The organism is Aquitalea palustris (assembly GCF_003693445.1).
In the GTDB taxonomy this organism is placed as follows: domain Bacteria; phylum Pseudomonadota; class Gammaproteobacteria; order Burkholderiales; family Chromobacteriaceae; genus Aquitalea; species Aquitalea palustris.
Window position 1 is genome coordinate 21087 of sequence record NZ_RFAR01000074.1, and the last position, 16478, is coordinate 37564.

A 16478-nucleotide genomic window follows, 5' to 3' on the forward strand; every position below is an offset into this window, starting at 1 on the left:
CTCCCCATTGCTAGCCTCAGGCATGAGCCGGGGCTGGGGCAAAACTGCCCGCCTGCGCCATGCGCCACATGCGGCCATAAAACTCGGCCTTGATGTCGCTGCCCAGCAGTTCGCCAGGCTGCAAAAACACATGCAGCTGCGAGTACAGGCGGATTTCGGTATCGCTCACCCGCCGTACCAGATGATGGGCGGCCAGTTGCTCCGGGTGGGTAAGGCCGGCGGCAGCCAGCATCTCGGCCAGCGCATGCAGGGTGTTGCGGTGGAAGTGAAACACCCGCTCGGCCTTGTCCGGCACCACCAGTGCGCGCTGGCGTAGCGGGTCTTGCGTGGCCACGCCAGTGGGGCAGCGGTTGGTATGGCAGCTCTGGCTCTGGATGCAGCCCACGGCAAACATGAAGCCGCGGGCCGAGTTGGCCCAGTCGGCCCCGATGGCCAGCACGCTGGCAATATCAAAGGCGCTGACGATCTTGCCGCTGGCCCCCAGCTTGATCTGGTCGCGCAGCTTCAGTCCCACCAGGGTGTTGTGCACAAACAGCAGGCCCTCGCGCAGCGGTACGCCGATATGGTCGGTAAATTCCAGTGGCGCCGCGCCGGTGCCGCCTTCCTTGCCGTCCACCACGATAAAGTCCGGCAGGATGCCGGTTTCCAGCATGGCCTTGGCAATGGCCATGAATTCCCACGGATGGCCCAGGCAGAATTTGAAACCCACCGGCTTGCCGCCGGACAGCTCACGCAGCCGGGCAATGAAGGCCATCATCTCCAGCGGAGTGGAAAACGCGCTGTGGCCGGAGGGCGAGACGCAGTCCTGCCCCAGCGGCACGCCACGGGTGGCAGCGATTTCCGGCGTCACCTTGTGCTTGGGCAAAATGCCCCCGTGGCCTGGCTTGGCACCCTGGCTGAGCTTGATTTCAATCATCTTCACCTGCGGGTTTTGCGCCTGGGCGGCAAAGCGTTCCGCATCGAAATGGCCCTCGGCATCGCGACAGCCAAAATAACCGCTGCCCAGCTCCCATACCAGGTCGCCGCCGTGTTCCAGATGATAGGGACTGATGCTGCCCTCGCCGGTGTCGTGGTAGAAGCCGCCTTGCTTGGCCCCCTGATTGAGCGCGCGGATGGCATTGGCGCTAAGCGCGCCAAAACTCATGGCCGAGATATTGAATACCGATGCCGAGTAGGGCTGGCGGCATTGCGGGCCGCCAATGGTGATCCGAAAGCCGGCCGGATCGCTGCGTGGTGCCGGGCGGATGGAGTGGCTGATGAATTCGAAGCCGCTGCCATAGACATTCAGCATGGTGCCGAAGGGCTTGTCCGAGGCGACATTCTTGGCACGGGTATAAACCAGCGAGCGCTGGTCGCGGGAGAAGGGCAGCTGTTCGCCATCGGCTTCCAGCAGGTATTGGCGGATTTCCGGGCGGATGGTTTCCACCAGATAGCGGATATTGCCCAGCACCGGATAGTTGCGCCGCACCGCATGGCGGGTTTGCGTGAGGTCGAGTACGCCGACCAGGCTGAGAGCAAGGGCCGCCAGGGTGAAGGGCCACAGCCCTTCGATCTGGTGCAGGGCCAGGCCGATCAGGCTGAACAGGATGCAGGCGACAAAAAAGGCATAACGGCTGAGCAGGGACAGATTCATGCGGGCTCCGGCAGGCTGGGCTGAAACAGCTTGCGCACGGCAAACCCGTTGTCTGCCGCTGCGCGGTGCTTCAGCTTAGCGGCTGCCCTGGCCTAATGCCATGCCCGGCGGTTTTCAATGAAAACGGACCGGTTCGCCCCCGGTGTCAAAAGCCAGATAGCGCGACACATCACCACCGGTCTGGATGGTCTGGATCATGCGCTTGAGCGCGGCTTCGATGTCGGCTGCCGCAGGCGGGCCACCGGCTTTGCCGTCCAGACAGGCCACGAACACGATTTGCCACGGCTCGCCCATGCGCGCTGATTCGGCCTGCAGGCTGGCAAAATCCACCAGCTCACTGGCGGCGCGGTCCAGGCACATGATGGGCAGCAGGATGCCGCCTTCGCCTCGGGCAAAGCGCTCGGCCTCCTGCGGCTGGTGGTCGTCATGCAGCACGGCCTTGGTAAATACCAGCAGCAGATGCTGCGGCTCAGCTTGCTGGCGGGCGGCAACCAGCAGTGCGTTGAAGTCAGGGATGTCCATGGTGATCAGTACTGGGAGAAAGTGGCAGCTTGCAGTGTGTGGTGTGGCTACCCTGTTTGCCATCCGCCGCTGGAACTAGTTGGCAGCGGCATTGGAATGAGTCATTTGATGGCAAGAAACAGGAGGCGGTGGCATCGGGTCGCGCTTATGCTGGCAGGCATGACAAAGGGGAGAGTGGCAATGCAACGGGAAATGGCAGGACTGGTGGTGCTGGCCGCCTTGTGGGGGGCTTCGTTTCTGTTCATGCGGGTGGCCGTGCCCGCGCTGGGGCCATTTGTGCTGATTGCCTTGCGGCTGGGGCTGGCCTCACTGGTCTTGCTGCCCATCTTGCTGCTGCGCGGCGGCCTGCCGCTGTGGCGGCAACATTGGCAGCGCATTGCGGTGGTGGGGGTGTTTCTGTCGGCGCTGCCGTTCTGCCTGATTGCCTGGGCCAGCCTCAGCCTGCCGGCCGGCGTGGCGTCGGTACTGAATGCCACCACGCCGCTAATGACCGCGCTGTGGGCCATGCCTCTGGCGGGTGAGCGCATGAGCCTGCCACGGGCGGCCGGCTTGTTGCTGGGGCTGGCTGGTGTGCTGGTGTTGATGCTGGGGCGCGGTGCAGCTTTCGACGTACAGACGCTGCTGCCGGTACTGGCCATGCTCGGCGCCACCGCCTGTTATGGCTGGTCCGGTCACATGGCCAAGCGCTGGCTGCCCGGCCTGCCTTCGCTGGTGACTGCCAGCGGCAGCCTGTTCAGCGGGGCTGTGCTGGTGACGCCACTGGCTTTGCTGACCCTGCCGGCCCAGGCGCCAACGGCCACGGTGTGGGGCGCGGTGGTGCTGCTGGCGCTGGGCAGCACCGCCCTGGCCTATCTGATTTTCTACTGGCTGATCGACAAACTGGGCGCCACCCGCGCCAGCAGTGTGACCTATCTGGTGCCGGTATTCGGCGTGCTGTGGGGAAGCCTGTTGCTGGCGGAGCCGGTGGGCGTGCTGATGCTGCTGGGCGGGGTGCTGATTCTGTGCGGGGTTTTGCTGTTGGGCTGGCGCCGTGCTGGCTGAGCGAAGCGGCACCAGCCTTCGGGTCAGGCGCTGATTGGTACGCTCTGGCCGAGTGGCAGCAGGATGCGGATGCGAAAGCCGCCATCGGCCTCGTCGGCAAACTGCAGCTGGCCGTGGTGCTGCTTGACCACGCGCGACACGATGGCCAGCCCCAGGCCGCTGCCGCCATCGGTACCGCGGTGTTCGGCCAGCCGCTCGAACGGGGCCAGTGCCGATTCGCGCAGCGCAGCGGGAATGCCAGCACCGTGGTCGATCACGCTCAGCTCGGCCATGCCGTTGCGCTGGTCGATTTCCACCCGTACCGGCGGATTGCCATAGCGGCGGGCATTTTCCAGCAGATTGGACAGCAGCCGCTCCAGCGCCAGCGCATCGGCCTGCAGTTCCGGTTCGGCATGACGGACCAGGCTGACATCCAGTCCACTGCGGGCCAGACGGGCCACCACGCTGTCGGCCAGTTCGGCCAGTGCCACCGGTTCCAGCCGCGCTGATTCCTCGGCACGGGCAAAGTCGATGAACTGGCGCACAATACGTGACAGCTCGTCGATGTCTGCCAGCATGTCCGGTGTGTCCGGGCTGCTGTCCTGCAACTCCAGCATCAGCTTCAGCCGGGTCAGCGGGGTGCGCAGGTCGTGCGACAGACCGGCCAGCATCAGCCGGCGTTCGCGGGCCGCGCTATCCAGTGCGCTGGCCATGTGGTTGAAGCCGCGAGCCAGGGCCGCCAGCTCGCGCGGGCCGTCTTCGCACAATGGCGGCGGCATATTGCCGCGTGCCAGCTCACGCGAGGCCTCGACTACCTTGCCGATGGGGCGGGTGATGCGCCAGGCGACCAGCGAGGCCAGCAAGGTGGCCAGCAGGGTGGCCAGCAAGGCGGCCTGCATCAGCGAGTAGATGGGGCGGTCACTGTAACGGCCAAAGGGAATCACCAGCCAGTAGGGCGTGTCCAGTACATGCACGTTGACCCACAGCTCGTTGCGGTCTTCGCGGTGCACCATATAGCCGTGCACGGTGTCGTCCAGCCCCTTGCTCAGCCGGCTGACCAGGCTGTTGGCCACCCTTGGCAGTTCGGTGTCGAACTGTTGCTGGTCTGCAGCTTGTTGCGGCAGCAAGCGCGGCAGGCCGGGGCGGTTGTAGCTGGCCAGAAAAGCGCTGCGCTGGACGGGGTTCATATTGTCCATCGAGCCTTCGAGGAAGGCCAGCGTATCCACCACCTGGGCATACAGCTGCTTGTCCATCAGCTTGTGGCGCTCACCTGCCGCGATGTAGACCGTGACGATCTGGGTGGTGACCACCACCACCACCACCAGCACGATCAGGCGAAACAGCAGGGAACCGGCAAGGCGTCGCAGCACCGCTTACTCCCGCTCGCTGCCGTCGGGCACGAAGACATAGCCGTAGCCCCATACGGTCTGGATGAAGCGCAAGGGGCTGTCGCCGCCTTCCAGCGTCTTGCGCAGACGGGAAATGTGCACGTCGATGCTGCGATCCAGCGATTCGCCATTGCCCTTGCCCAGCGCCATTTCCATCAACTGTTCACGGGTGAGCGGGCGGCGCGGATGGGTGGCCAGTACGGTGAGCACGGCAAATTCGGCGGTGGTCAGCGACAGGGCTTGCTGGTTTTTCAGCAGTTCGCGCCGTCCCAGATTGAGCTGGAACTCGCCAAACTCGATCACTTCGTCGGATTCGTGGCGGGCGGCCAGCGCCGGGGTGGCATGGTGGCGGCGCAGTACCGACTGGATGCGGGCGGTCAGTTCACGCGGATTGAAGGGCTTGGGCAGATAGTCGTCTGCACCCATTTCCAGGCCGAGAATGCGGTCTACATCCTCGCCGCGCGCGGTCAGCATGATGACGGGCACCGTCTCGCCCTGGGCGCGCAGGCGGCGCACCACGGCCAGGCCGTCATCGCCGGGCATCATCACGTCCAGTACCATCAGGTCCGGCCGGTTGCGCGCCAGTTTGCGGTCCAGCTCGCGGGCATCCGGCAGGGTGTCGACCACATAACCCTGCTGTCCCAGGTAGCGGGTGAGCAGCTCGCGCAGCTTGGCGTCGTCGTCGACGATGAGAATCTTGTTGTGTTCCATGGTGTTTTCCTTGATCGCCCGGCGCGACAAAGCGGCTGGCATGCTGATGGCAAAGCTTAACCCGGCCCAGCCGGCTAGGCGATGGTGGATCATGAATTTCTGTTAAACGCCATCAGCCATTCACAAAAGTTAACATTTGGTAACATGCGACACACGGATACGCAAAGGCCGCCTTCTACACTGGGACCGTGTGCTGCATGTCGGAGATCATGATCATGAAAAAGTCCTTGATTTTAATGCTGTTTGCCATGTGTTCGCTGGGCCTGGCTACGGCAGTGCAGGCCGCCGAGCGCGGCGGTAACGGTGCCGATGTGCGCGAGGCACGACAGATGGCCGCACAGAGCACGCAGCAGGCGATGCCTGCCGCTGGCCATACCGCGCCGGATGGCACATCGACCTCGATGCGACGTCCTGGCGGCGAAAAATAAGCGCCAAGTCATTCATGTTCCATCAGCCTTCTGCTGCGATGCCGCTGAGTCATCATGGCAGGAGGCGTAATGTCAGGTTAAAATGAAGCCATGAAGTACCATGCCATTTATGTCTTGCTGTTTGCCACGGTGACGGCGTTCGCCTTGCCAGCGCTGGCACAAGGCCCGAATGGCGCGGAGGAAGGCGCGGCGGAGTTCCAGCGTTTCCCGCCCCGGCAGTCTGCCGGAGAGGAACGCCGCTTGCGTAATCTGCGTCTGAAGGAGGCAGTGCAGGCCGGTGACTTGTCGCCGGAAGACGCACGGCGCCTGCAGCGCCGCCATCCTCCGGGGGGGCCGCCTGCGGGCGGCATGGGTGAACCTGACCGTTTTGCACCGGATGGTTTTTCGCATCCGCCGCCGGGGCAACGCAATTTCTGGCGCGACAAGCGACAAAAGGCTCAGGAGCAATTCCAGAACGATTGATCCGGCTATCTTTAGTAGCCGGACATTGCCAGTGGCAAGGATCACGGCCTTGAACAAAGCTTGGGGTAAGTGGAGTAGTGGCAACTGGCTGGCGGGTTTGGCCATGCTGCTGGGGTTGGCATGGTCGGCGCAGGTGCAGGCGGCCCCGGAGTGTGACAAGGCGATGGCGCCGCAACGCTGCGCCAGTTACCGCCAGGGCTGGCTCAGTTGTTCGGATCTGACCGCTGGATCGCGTCGCGCCTGTATCGAACAGTTTACCCCGGCGCTCAGTTGCCAGCGCAGCCGTGATGCCCGCCGCTGCGAGGCCTTGCTGGCGGCACAGGCTGCTTGCGAGGGCAGCGAGGGGCTGGCACGACGGCTGTGTGTGCGTGAGCGCCTGCCGGCGGCGGATTGCAGCCACGCTGCCAACAAGGCCCGCTGTGAACAGCGGGCAGCGGCGGAGCAAAGCTGTGCCGAAACTGCGGCCCAGCAAGGCCGCGAATGTGTGCGCAAGGCACTGGCTCCCTCAGGCAACTGAAACCAGACAATTCAAATCGGGATAAAACAAAACCCCGCTGTCGCGACAGCGGGGTTTTTCATGGGTAGCCGCTATTCAGGGCTGCAGAATGATGGAGCCGGTGGTGCGGCGGCCTTCCAGATCACGGTGTGCAGTCGCTGCTGCAGCCAGCGGGTAACTGGCGGATGGCTTGACCTGCACCGCGCCGGCGGCAATGCGTTCGAACAAGGCCGCCGCCGAAGCTTCCAGTTCCTCGCGCTGGGCAATGTAGTCTGCCAGCTTGGGCCGGGTGAAAAACAGCGAGCCTTTTTGCGATAGCAGCAGCGGTTCGAATGCCGGCACCGCTCCCGAGGCATTGCCAAAGCTGACGAAGGTGCCACGCGGAGCCAGGCTGTTCAGCGACATGTCGAAGGTGCTTTTGCCCACCGAGTCGTATACCACCGGCACGCCCTTGCCGCCGGTGATCTCGCGCACCCGCGCCACCACATCTTCCTCGCTGTAGTTGATGACATGGGCGCAGCCCAGCTGGCGGGCCAGCTCGCCCTTGGCCGCCGAGCCGACCGTGCCGATCACCTGTACCCCCAGTGAACTGAGCCACTGCACGGCGATCTGGCCGACGCCGCCGGCTGCGGCATGCCACAGCACGGTCATGCCGGGCTGTACGGCAAAGGTACGGCGGATCAGGTACTCCACCGTCATGCCCTGCAGCATGATGCAGGCAGCCACTTCATCGCTGATGCTGTCCGGCAGCCTGACCAGTACGGCGGCGGGAATCAGCCGCACGGTGCTGTAAGCTCCCAGCGGCCCGCCGGCATAGGCCACGCGGTCTCCCACTTGCAGCTGCGTCACGCCTTCGCCCACGGCCTCCACCACTCCGGCCGCTTCGCTGCCCAGGCCGCTGGGCAGGGCAATCGGATAGAGCCCGCTGCGCTGGTAGGTATCGATGAAATTAACGCCGATGGCACGATGGCGCAGACGCACCTCGCCCGGTCCGGGTTCGCCGACGCTGATGTTTTCCAGCTGCAGCACATCGGGTGACCCGCTGACATGAAAACGGATGGCCTGGCTCATGGTACGGTCCTTTTTCCAGCATGATGACATGGTGCCGAGTCTGCACCGCAGGCCACCGCCATGCAAGCCGTGTCTGGAGAACAGCCTGTTTGCCGTGGGCGCTGACTTGGTGTTGGCCGGTTTTCTTCCTACATTGAATCCATGGTGCCTTGCTGCGTGCAGGGTTAATCGTAGCGGGCAGAGCAGCGCATGCAAGCCACACGAAGGGAACAAGCATGAAAGGCGTGGTGTTTACCGAGTTTCTGGAAATGGTGGAGAGCCGTTTTTCTGCCGACATGGTGGATGACATCATCGAGGATGCCGGCATCAAGTCGGGAGGGGCCTACACTGCGGTGGGCAGTTATCCCTTCGCCGAGATGGTGGCGCTGGTGACGGCCTTGTCACAGCGTAGCGGACTGGAGCCGCAGGCGCTGATCTACGCCTTCGGCCATTATCTGTTCGGGCGCTTTGCCCTGCTTTATCCATACAGTATCCAGGGCTGTAGCTGCGCCTTCATGGTGCTCAGCAATATCGAAAAACACATTCACCAGGAAGTACAAAAGCTCTATCCGGATGCACAGCTGCCACATATCGAGGTGCTCAGCAGCGATGAGCGCTGCCTGAGCTTGCTGTACAGTTCGCCACGCTGCCTGGCCCCGCTGGCTTCCGGCCTGATCCAGGGGGCGCTCGATCATTTTGGTGAGCAAGGGCGGATCGTGGCCGAGCCATTGAACGATGATGGCAGCAAGGTACGCTTTGTGGTGGAACTGGTATGACCGAAGAAGAACAGGCCCAGCTGCAAGATCAGCTGCTGCGCTACCAGAAGCGCTACCAGCGCGAGAAAACCGCGCGCAAAGAGGCCGAGGTGCTGCTGGAACAGCGTAGCCGCGCCTTGTACGACGCCAACTTCGAACTGTCCACCGTGGCAGCCCAGCTGGAGAAGATCGTTGAATGGCGCATGGCACAGCTGTCCGAGGCCCTGCTCAAGGCGGAAATGGCGGCCAAGGCCAAGTCGGAATTCCTGGCGGTGATGAGCCACGAAATCCGTACCCCGCTCAACGGGGTGCTCGGCATGGCCGAGCTGCTGTCGCATTCCACGCTGACCGCCGAGCAGGGCGAACAGGTTGCCACCTTGCAGGAGTGCGGCACTTCGCTGCTGGCGCTGATCAACGACATTCTCGACCTGTCCAAGATCGATGCCGGCAAGCTGACGCTGGAACAGCGGCCTTACAATTTGTATGCCTTGCTGGATAGCGTGGTGAATCTGTTTGTGCCCAAGGCGATGGAGGCTGGTTTGCACATCGAATGGCAACGGCCGCTGGGCAACGCCTGGCTGCTGGGCGATGCCACCCGGCTGCGCCAGATCACCAGCAATCTCTTGAGCAATGCCATCAAGTTTACCCACCAGGGCGGGATTACCGTGACAGTGGGCATTGAGCCGCTGGAAGATACCTTTGACATGAAGCGTCTGGTGCTGGTGATCCGCGATACCGGCATCGGCATGACGCAGGAGCAGCTGGGCAAGGTGTTTACCGCGTTTGAACAGGCCGACTCCACCACCACCCGGCGCTATGGCGGGACCGGGCTGGGGCTGGCCATCTGCCGCCGGCTGGCCGAGGCCATGGGCGGGCGCATCGATGTCAGCAGCGAGCACGGTGTGGGCAGCAGTTTCAGTGTGCACTGGGTGGCTACCGAGACCAGCGCCCCGGTGGCCGAAGTCCCCGTCCCCGTGCTGGCGGTCGAGCCGCCGCGGCCGGGGGTAGCTCCGTTATCGGTCATGGTGGCCGAGGACAATACGGTGAACCAGAAGTTGATCATCAAGCTGCTGGACAAGCTGGGCTACCGCGATGTGCTGCTGGCCGGCAATGGGCGCCAGGCGCTGGAACGGGTCAGCCAGGGCGGGGTGGAGCTGATCCTGATGGACATGCAGATGCCGGAAATGGACGGGCTGGACGCCACCCGCGCCATCCGGCAGCTGGAGCTGGGCTGCCAGCCCCACATCATTGCGCTGACCGCCAATGCCTTCGACGAAGACCGCGAGCGCTGCCAGCAGGCCGGCATGAATGATTTTCTGTCCAAGCCGGTGAGCCTGGAGCGCCTGTCAGTGGCCATGCAGCGTGGCAGCAGCCTGCTTAGCAATCAGCAGCTGCCCAGCGCAGCAGGGGCGGCAGACACTCAGGCCAGCGCTTGAGGCGGTGGTCGTCGCCATTGAAAATGGTTTGCCGGTGACCCCGGTAATAGCGCGCCGCAGCCTGCCAGTCCAGTACCTCGTCCGCACTGCCCAGCCATAGCCAGTATGCACCGGCGGCTGGCGCTTCAATACGCATGTCCAGCAAAGCCTGCATATCGGATTCGTCCAGCAGGTATTCTTCCCCGGTGTAGGGATTGCGCTGTGCGCCCAGATAGCGCTGCAGATCGATATACGGTGTGATGGCCGGATTGATCAGTGCGGCCTTGCGGCCATGTTGTTCTGCCAGCCAACCGGCGTAGTAGCCGCCCAGCGAACTGCCGATCAGCCAGCTGTCGGCGGGCAGGGACAGCAATAATTCTTCTGCCTGGGCAATGGCGGTAGCCGGGTGTGGCGACAGCCGTGGGCTGTGCAAGGTGGCGCTGGGGACATGCCGTGCCAGCCAGGCTGCTGTTTCCTGTGCTTTGAGCGATTGCGGACTGGAGTTGAAGCCGTGCAGATAAATGATGTGCATGATGCGTGTACAAAAAAGAGCAAATGGATGATGAAGCCCTGCGCATGTTCAGCGATGAAAACGCAATATCCGGACAGGGTGAGGGCGGCGGTGGCGATGCGCCGGCAAGCGTGAAAAACCGGCGCTAGTAGTGCGTATTGCAGCGGCGCACTTGGTTTGCAAGCAGGACAAGCCGGACGGCTTGCCCTGTTCCACGTGAAACAGCTTACTCAGTCTGCCATTCGTAGGCTTTGAGAATGGCTCTCAGCTTGCCGCTACGGCGCATGGCCTCAATGCCCTGGTTCAGTTTTTCAGTGCTGACCGGCGAGTTGGGGGCCACCGCGCACATGGTGGGCATATAGGTCACCGTCAGCGGGTGCTGCTTGAAGGCGCGGGCTTCCTGCGGATTGGTCTTGGCCCACCAGGCCAGCTCCAGTTCCGAGGAAATGGCGACATCAGTCAGGTGCTTTTGCAAGGACTTGACCAGCAGTTCCAGCCGTGGCTCATCCACGCGGGTGGTGCGGCCCACCGCCCACAGGTGTTCCAGCGTGGGGTAGCTGTAGCCGCGGATGGTGCCGATGCGCTTGCCGGCCATTTCATCGGCCTGGTGCAGGTCCGGAATGTCCTTGAGCGACAGTGCCCGTTCCACTTGTGGATAGAATTCGCGGGTCCAGCCCAGACGCGCGGCATTGCCATACCATTCCGGATTGGCATTGCACACGATGTTGACCTTGCCGGTTTCAATGGTGTTTTCCACCCGCTTGCGGGCAATCACCACATACTGGGCCTTCATGCCCAGCTCGCCGGCCAGTGCATCGCCCAGTTCCTTGATCAGCCCGCTAGCCAGGGCCTGGTTGTCCGGCGTCAGTACCACGATGGGCGGTGCGTCGGAATCCGACACGCCGATTTTCAATATGCCGCCTGCGGCGGCCCCTTGTGCCAGTGCTGCTCCCGTCAACAGCGCCAGCCAGGTCTTATTCAAACCAACCATAAGCTTGTACTCTCTTCTTCTTAGTTAGTTGTCTGACAGTTCCAAACGCAATGGTAATATGATCGGCCGCACCTTGAGTGTGCCTTTTATCGTTCTAGCCAATAACAGCCTGTTTGCCATGACCAAAAACACCACCCACCCGGTATTTTCCCAGCTGTCGCAGCGCATCCTGATCCTGGATGGCGGCATGGGCACCATGATCCAGCGCCATGACCTGCAGGAAGCTGACTACCGTGGCGAGCGGTTCGCCGACTGGCCTTGTGACGTAAAAGGCAACAACGACCTGCTGGTGTTGAGCCGGCCCGATGTCATCGGCGGCATTCACCAGGCTTATCTGGATGCCGGGGCCGACATCATTGAAACCAACACCTTCAATGCCACTTCCATCGCGATGGCCGACTACCAGATGGAAAGCCTGGTGTGGGAAATCAACCATGCGGCGGCCCGGCTGGTAAAAGAGCTGTGTGTGGCACAAACGGCAAAGAATCCGGCCAAACCGCGTTTCTGTGCCGGCGTGCTGGGGCCCACCAACCGCACCGCCAGCATCAGCCCGGATGTGAATGACCCGGGTTATCGCAATGTCAGCTTTGACGAGCTGGTGAAGAGCTATACCGAGGCGATTGATGGTCTGGTGGCCGGTGGCGCGGACTTTCTGTTGGTTGAAACCATTTTCGACACCCTGAACGCCAAGGCGGCGGTGTTTGCCATCCACCAGTATTTTGATGATCACCCCGATATCGCCCGGCTGCCCATCATGGTGTCCGGCACCATTACCGACCAGTCCGGCCGCACGCTGACCGGCCAGACCACCGAGGCCTTCTACAACAGCCTGTCGCATGCCGATGCCATGTCCTTCGGCCTCAACTGCGCGCTGGGGCCGGACCTGCTGCGCCCTTATGTGGAAGAACTGTCGCGGGTATCGGCTACCTATGTGTCGGTGCACGCCAATGCCGGTCTGCCCAATGCCTTTGGTGGTTACGACCTGGAACCTGCCGCCATGGGCGAGTTCGTGCGCGAATGGGCCGAGTCCGGCCTGATCAATATCGTTGGCGGCTGTTGCGGTACCACGCCGGAGCATATCGCCGCCATTGCCCGCGCGGTGGACGGCATCGCCCCGCGCGCCTTGCCGGACATCGAGAAAAAGTGCCGCCTGTCCGGGCTGGAGCCGTTCAACATCGGCGACAAGGACCTGTTCGTCAATGTCGGTGAGCGTACCAATGTCACCGGCAGCCGCGCCTTTGCCAAGCTGATCCTGAATGGCGACTACGCCACCGCGCTGGACGTGGCGCGGCAGCAGGTGGAAAACGGCGCGCAGATCATCGACATCAATATGGACGAGGGCATGCTGGACGCGCTGGCGGCCATGGATCGCTTCCTCAAGCTGATCGCCGCTGAACCGGACATCGCCCGCGTGCCCATCATGATCGACTCCTCCAAGTGGGAGGTGATCGAGGCCGGCCTCAAGTGCATCCAGGGCAAGGGCATCGTCAACTCCATCTCCATGAAGGAAGGCGTAGCCAAGTTCAAGGAGCAGGCCCGCCTGTTGCGCCGCTATGGCGCGGCGGTGATCGTGATGGCCTTTGATGACAAGGGCCAGGCGGATACATACGCCCGCAAGGTGGAAATCTGCGAAAAGAGCTACCGCATTCTGGTGGACGAGGTGGGTTATCCGCCGGAAGACATCATCTTCGACCCCAATATCTTTGCCGTGGCTACCGGTATCGAAGAACACGCCCGCTACGGCCTCGACTTCATCGAGGCTACCGGCTGGATCAAGCAAAACCTGCCGTACGCCAAGATTTCCGGTGGCGTGTCCAATGTGTCCTTCTCCTTCCGTGGCAATAACAAGGTGCGCGAAGCCATCCACGCGGTATTCCTCTACCACGCCATCCAGCGTGGCATGACCATGGGCATCGTTAATGCCGGTGCGCTGGAAGTGTATGACGAGGTGGACAAGGAGCTGCGCGAGCGTATCGAAGATGTGGTGCTGATGCGTCCCCTGGCCGATGGCGCGGATGCCACGGAAAACCTGATCAATCTGGCCGAGAAGTTCAAGGGCGAAGCCGCCGGCGAGAAAAAGGTGGAAGACCTGGCCTGGCGCGAGTGGGCCGTGGAAAAGCGGCTGGAGCATGCGCTGGTCAAGGGCATCACCACCTTTATCGTGGAAGACACCGAAGAAGTCCGCCTCAAGTGTGCGCGCCCCATCCATGTGATTGAAGGTCCGCTGATGGACGGCATGAACGTGGTGGGCGACCTGTTCGGTGCCGGCAAGATGTTCCTGCCGCAGGTGGTGAAATCCGCCCGGGTGATGAAGGCGGCTGTGGCGCATCTGGAGCCCTTCATCGAGGAAGAAAAGATCCGCATGGGTCTGGCCGATGCACCGGCCAAGGGCGTCATCATCATGGCCACGGTCAAGGGCGATGTGCACGATATTGGCAAGAACATCGTCGGTGTGGTGCTGCGCTGTAACAACTACAAGGTGATCGACCTGGGCGTGATGGTGCCGTGCCAGACCATCCTGGACGCTGCCCGCGAACACCAGGCCGACATCATCGGCCTGTCCGGCCTGATCACGCCGTCACTGGAAGAAATGAGCCATGTGGCCAAGGAAATGCAGCGCCAGGGTTTTGACATTCCGCTGCTGATTGGTGGTGCCACCACTTCCAAGGTGCACACGGCGGTGAAGATTGCCCCGCACTACCAGCAGCCGGTGATTTATGTGCCGGATGCCAGCCGTGCGGTGGGCGTGTGCTCCAATCTGCTGTCCGACACCCTGCGCGATGCCTTTGTGGCCGAAGTGGCTGCCGAGTACCAGCGTGCCCGTGAAGGCCATGCCAACAAGGCCAACCGCAAGGTGGTGAGCCTGGAGGTGGCCCGTGCCAACAAGCAAAAAACCGACTGGGCCAGCTATGTGCCGCCGCAGCCGCAGTGGCTGGGTGTGCGCCGCTTCGAAAACTACCCGCTGGCGGACATCGCTGCCGTCATCGACTGGACGCCTTTCTTCCAGAGTTGGGAGCTGGCTGGTCGCTTCCCGCGCATTCTGGATGATGAAATCGTTGGCGAATCGGCGCGCAGCCTGTATGCCGATGCCCAGGTGATGTTGCGGCAGATCATCGAGGAAAACTGGTTGTCGGCCAGCGCTGTCATCGGTCTGTTCCCGGCCGCCAGCGTTAACGATGACGATATCGATATCCGCAGTGTGGATGGCCACAGCAGCCAGATGACCTGGGTGGGCCTGCGCCAGCAGCTGCCGAAAATGGATGGCAAGCCCAATTGGGCGCTGGCCGACTATATCGCTCCGGCCGATAGCGGCGTGCAGGACTATATCGGTGCGTTTGCCGTCACCGCCGGCATCGGCATCGAGCCGCACGTGGCCCGTTTCGAGGCGGCCAACGATGACTACTCGGCCATTCTGCTCAAGGCGCTGGCCGACCGTCTGGCGGAAGCCTTTGCCGAACTGATGCACCAGCGGGTACGCCGCGAATTCTGGGGCTATGCCGCTGACGAGACGCTGAGCAATGAGCAGCTGATTGACGAGCAATACCGTGGCATCCGCCCGGCTCCGGGCTATCCGGCCTGTCCGGATCATACGGTCAAGAAGGCGCTGTTTGCCTTGCTGGATGCCCCGGGCATCGGCATGACCCTGACCGAAGGCTATGCCATGCTGCCGACTGCCGCTGTCTCCGGCTTCTATTTCAGCCATCCGGATGCGCGCTACTTCGGTGTGGGCAAGCTGGAAAAGGATCAGGTGCAAAGCTATGCCCAGCGCCGTGGTGTGTCGCTGGAGCAGGCCGAGCGTGATCTGGCGCCAAATCTGGGCTACGACGCCTGAGTCGATTGCCGTATGACAGCAAAAGCCGCCGACAGGCGGCTTTTTCGTGGGCTAGCCAGCCTGCGCCAGTGTGTGCGGCTGTGGCGGATGGCTGCAGGACAGGGCCAGCACAAAGCCGTTCTTGCCACGGTGCTTGGCCTGGTACAAGGCGGTGTCTGCCTGGCGCAGGGCGGCACTCAGGCCGATGCGGCCATCCATATGCACGATGCCGATGCTGATGGACAGCCGCCGCTGCTCCACGCTGCAGGTATTCACCCGGTGTATCAGCTGGCTTGCCAGCTCGCTCACCCGCTGGCTGTCCAGCAAGCGGGTGAACAGGCCGAACTCCTCACCGCCCAGCCGCCCGCACAGGGCCACGTCGGGATGCCCGCTCAGCTGCCGCGCCACTTGCTGCAGTACCTGGTCGCCAGCCTCATGGCCGAAGTCGTCATTGACGCTTTTGAAGTCGTCGATATCCACCATCAGGAAATGACCGTGCTGGGCCGGATACCAGGCCTGCAGCTTTTCCAGCAGGCTGCGGCGGTTGTCGATGCCGGTGAGCGCGTCCTGAAAGGCCAGTGCTTCCAGGTCACGGCGCAAATGATAGCCACGCAGCCGCAGGCGGCGAAACAGGATGTTGAGCGTCAGGCCCGAGGCCTGCGTTGCTATGGTGAGCAGGGCGATCAGTGAATCCTGTTGCCATAGCCGCCGGTCCTCCAGCGTGCCTTGCAGCAAGATGCCCCAGACGCAGCCGCTGGCCAGCAGGAAGCAATACGAGCTCTGGAAAACCGGCGCCATGGTGAGGGTGATGCACACGGCAATCGAGGTGGCCCACAGGCTGGTATCCGTGACAAACAGCATGCTCAGGCGAAAGCCCAGCGCCAGCCCGCACAGATTGAGCAGCATGCCCAGCAGCAGGGTGTGGCGGTGACCGGCATTCAGCGACAGCAAGGTGCCGGCCAGCATGATCAGGCTGAGCAGGAGCGCGTTGGCCAGGTCGATCTGCTGGTGCGTGTGGGCGAGCAGCAGGGAAGCCAGCCAGGATAACTCCCCCAGTAGTTGCGTCCATACTGCGATGGGCCGCAGCTCGAGAAAGGACTGATGCTGGAAATCTGCATCGCCAGCATAGAGGTACTTCATGGAGCCTCCTTGTAAAGCGGCGACAGCGGAGGCTGCCACTCCCGGGGACATCGCAGCATCGTGGCGGCTTGGTCTGGGGCGGTCGACTGGACCTATGTGCAGGCAGTGTTGGCAGGGAAGCGCTAGTCGGCCCGCCGCCTGCCCT

The 16478-nt window shown here is 62.7% G+C and carries 15 protein-coding genes; 7 read left to right on the forward strand and 8 right to left on the reverse strand.

Annotated elements, in window-relative coordinates; all coding sequences use genetic code 11:
• Positions 1-16 precede the first annotated feature (16 nt).
• Together EAY64_RS16525 and EAY64_RS16530 are read right to left on the reverse strand one after the other, a co-directional pair.
• Complete coding sequence (locus EAY64_RS16525; RefSeq protein WP_103525839.1) at positions 17-1633, reverse strand: FMN-binding glutamate synthase family protein; 1617 nt, start codon at positions 1631-1633, stop codon at positions 17-19.
• A 114-nt stretch (positions 1634-1747) separates the two neighbouring features.
• Entirely contained in the window at positions 1748-2155 is a 408-nt protein-coding gene (locus tag EAY64_RS16530; RefSeq protein WP_103525840.1) for a ribonucleotide reductase subunit alpha, read from the reverse strand.
• Between the two features lie 180 nt (positions 2156-2335).
• Between EAY64_RS16530 and EAY64_RS16535 the strand changes: the two genes are divergently transcribed.
• A complete protein-coding gene (locus tag EAY64_RS16535) occupies positions 2336-3196 on the forward strand; it encodes a DMT family transporter (RefSeq protein WP_226034304.1) in 861 nt (286 codons plus the stop codon).
• 23 nt (positions 3197-3219) lie between these two features.
• Here the strand turns inward: EAY64_RS16535 and EAY64_RS16540 are convergent, their stop codons facing one another.
• Together EAY64_RS16540 and ompR are read right to left on the reverse strand one after the other, a co-directional pair.
• Positions 3220-4545, reverse strand: a complete 1326-nt coding sequence (locus tag EAY64_RS16540; protein ID WP_226034305.1) for an ATP-binding protein — start codon at positions 4543-4545, stop codon at positions 3220-3222.
• Between the two features lie 3 nt (positions 4546-4548).
• Complete coding sequence (ompR, locus tag EAY64_RS16545) at positions 4549-5274, reverse strand: osmolarity response regulator transcription factor OmpR (RefSeq protein WP_103525874.1); 726 nt, start codon at positions 5272-5274, stop codon at positions 4549-4551.
• Between the two features lie 215 nt (positions 5275-5489).
• Here ompR and EAY64_RS16550 point away from each other — a divergent pair, with 215 nt between their 5' ends.
• The 3 genes from EAY64_RS16550 to EAY64_RS16560 all read left to right on the forward strand — a co-directional run bounded on the left by EAY64_RS16550 (position 5490) and on the right by EAY64_RS16560 (position 6681).
• A complete protein-coding gene (locus EAY64_RS16550) occupies positions 5490-5702 on the forward strand; it encodes a hypothetical protein (protein ID WP_147456241.1) in 213 nt (70 codons plus the stop codon).
• Between the two features lie 90 nt (positions 5703-5792).
• A complete protein-coding gene (locus EAY64_RS16555; protein ID WP_103525842.1) occupies positions 5793-6164 on the forward strand; it encodes a hypothetical protein in 372 nt (123 codons plus the stop codon).
• A 49-nt stretch (positions 6165-6213) separates the two neighbouring features.
• Positions 6214-6681 carry a hypothetical protein gene (locus EAY64_RS16560; protein ID WP_103525843.1) on the forward strand — a complete coding sequence of 156 codons (468 nt, stop codon included), beginning with the start codon at positions 6214-6216 and terminating at the stop codon, positions 6679-6681.
• 75 nt (positions 6682-6756) lie between these two features.
• Here the strand turns inward: EAY64_RS16560 and EAY64_RS16565 are convergent, their stop codons facing one another.
• Positions 6757-7731, reverse strand: coding sequence for a quinone oxidoreductase family protein (locus EAY64_RS16565; protein ID WP_103525844.1), 975 nt, complete (start codon positions 7729-7731; stop codon positions 6757-6759).
• Positions 7732-7946: 215 nt separating this feature from the next.
• Here EAY64_RS16565 and EAY64_RS16570 point away from each other — a divergent pair, with 215 nt between their 5' ends.
• Together EAY64_RS16570 and EAY64_RS16575 are read left to right on the forward strand one after the other, a co-directional pair.
• Positions 7947-8486: a heme NO-binding domain-containing protein gene (locus tag EAY64_RS16570; RefSeq protein ID WP_103525845.1), complete on the forward strand. Its 540-nt coding sequence runs from the start codon at positions 7947-7949 to the stop codon at positions 8484-8486.
• Complete coding sequence (locus EAY64_RS16575; RefSeq protein ID WP_103525846.1) at positions 8483-9901, forward strand: ATP-binding protein; 1419 nt, start codon at positions 8483-8485, stop codon at positions 9899-9901. Before EAY64_RS16570 ends, EAY64_RS16575 begins: the two co-directional genes overlap by 4 nt.
• On the opposite strand, the gene EAY64_RS16580 is transcribed toward EAY64_RS16575, so the two are convergent.
• Positions 9843-10412 carry a YqiA/YcfP family alpha/beta fold hydrolase gene (locus tag EAY64_RS16580; protein ID WP_226034306.1) on the reverse strand — a complete coding sequence of 190 codons (570 nt, stop codon included), beginning with the start codon at positions 10410-10412 and terminating at the stop codon, positions 9843-9845. The two genes, EAY64_RS16575 and EAY64_RS16580, sit on opposite strands and share 59 nt — an antisense overlap.
• A 205-nt stretch (positions 10413-10617) precedes the next feature.
• A complete protein-coding gene (locus tag EAY64_RS16585) occupies positions 10618-11382 on the reverse strand; it encodes a substrate-binding periplasmic protein (RefSeq protein WP_103525848.1) in 765 nt (254 codons plus the stop codon).
• A 118-nt stretch (positions 11383-11500) separates the two neighbouring features.
• On the opposite strand from EAY64_RS16585, the gene metH reads away from it, so the two are divergent.
• Positions 11501-15214 (forward strand): methionine synthase, encoded by a 3714-nt coding sequence (metH, locus tag EAY64_RS16590; RefSeq protein ID WP_103525875.1) that lies wholly within the window; start codon positions 11501-11503, stop codon positions 15212-15214.
• 51 nt (positions 15215-15265) lie between these two features.
• On the opposite strand, the gene EAY64_RS16595 is transcribed toward metH, so the two are convergent.
• Positions 15266-16333: a GGDEF domain-containing protein gene (locus EAY64_RS16595; RefSeq protein ID WP_158604714.1), complete on the reverse strand. Its 1068-nt coding sequence runs from the start codon at positions 16331-16333 to the stop codon at positions 15266-15268.
• Positions 16334-16478: the final 145 nt, after the last annotated feature.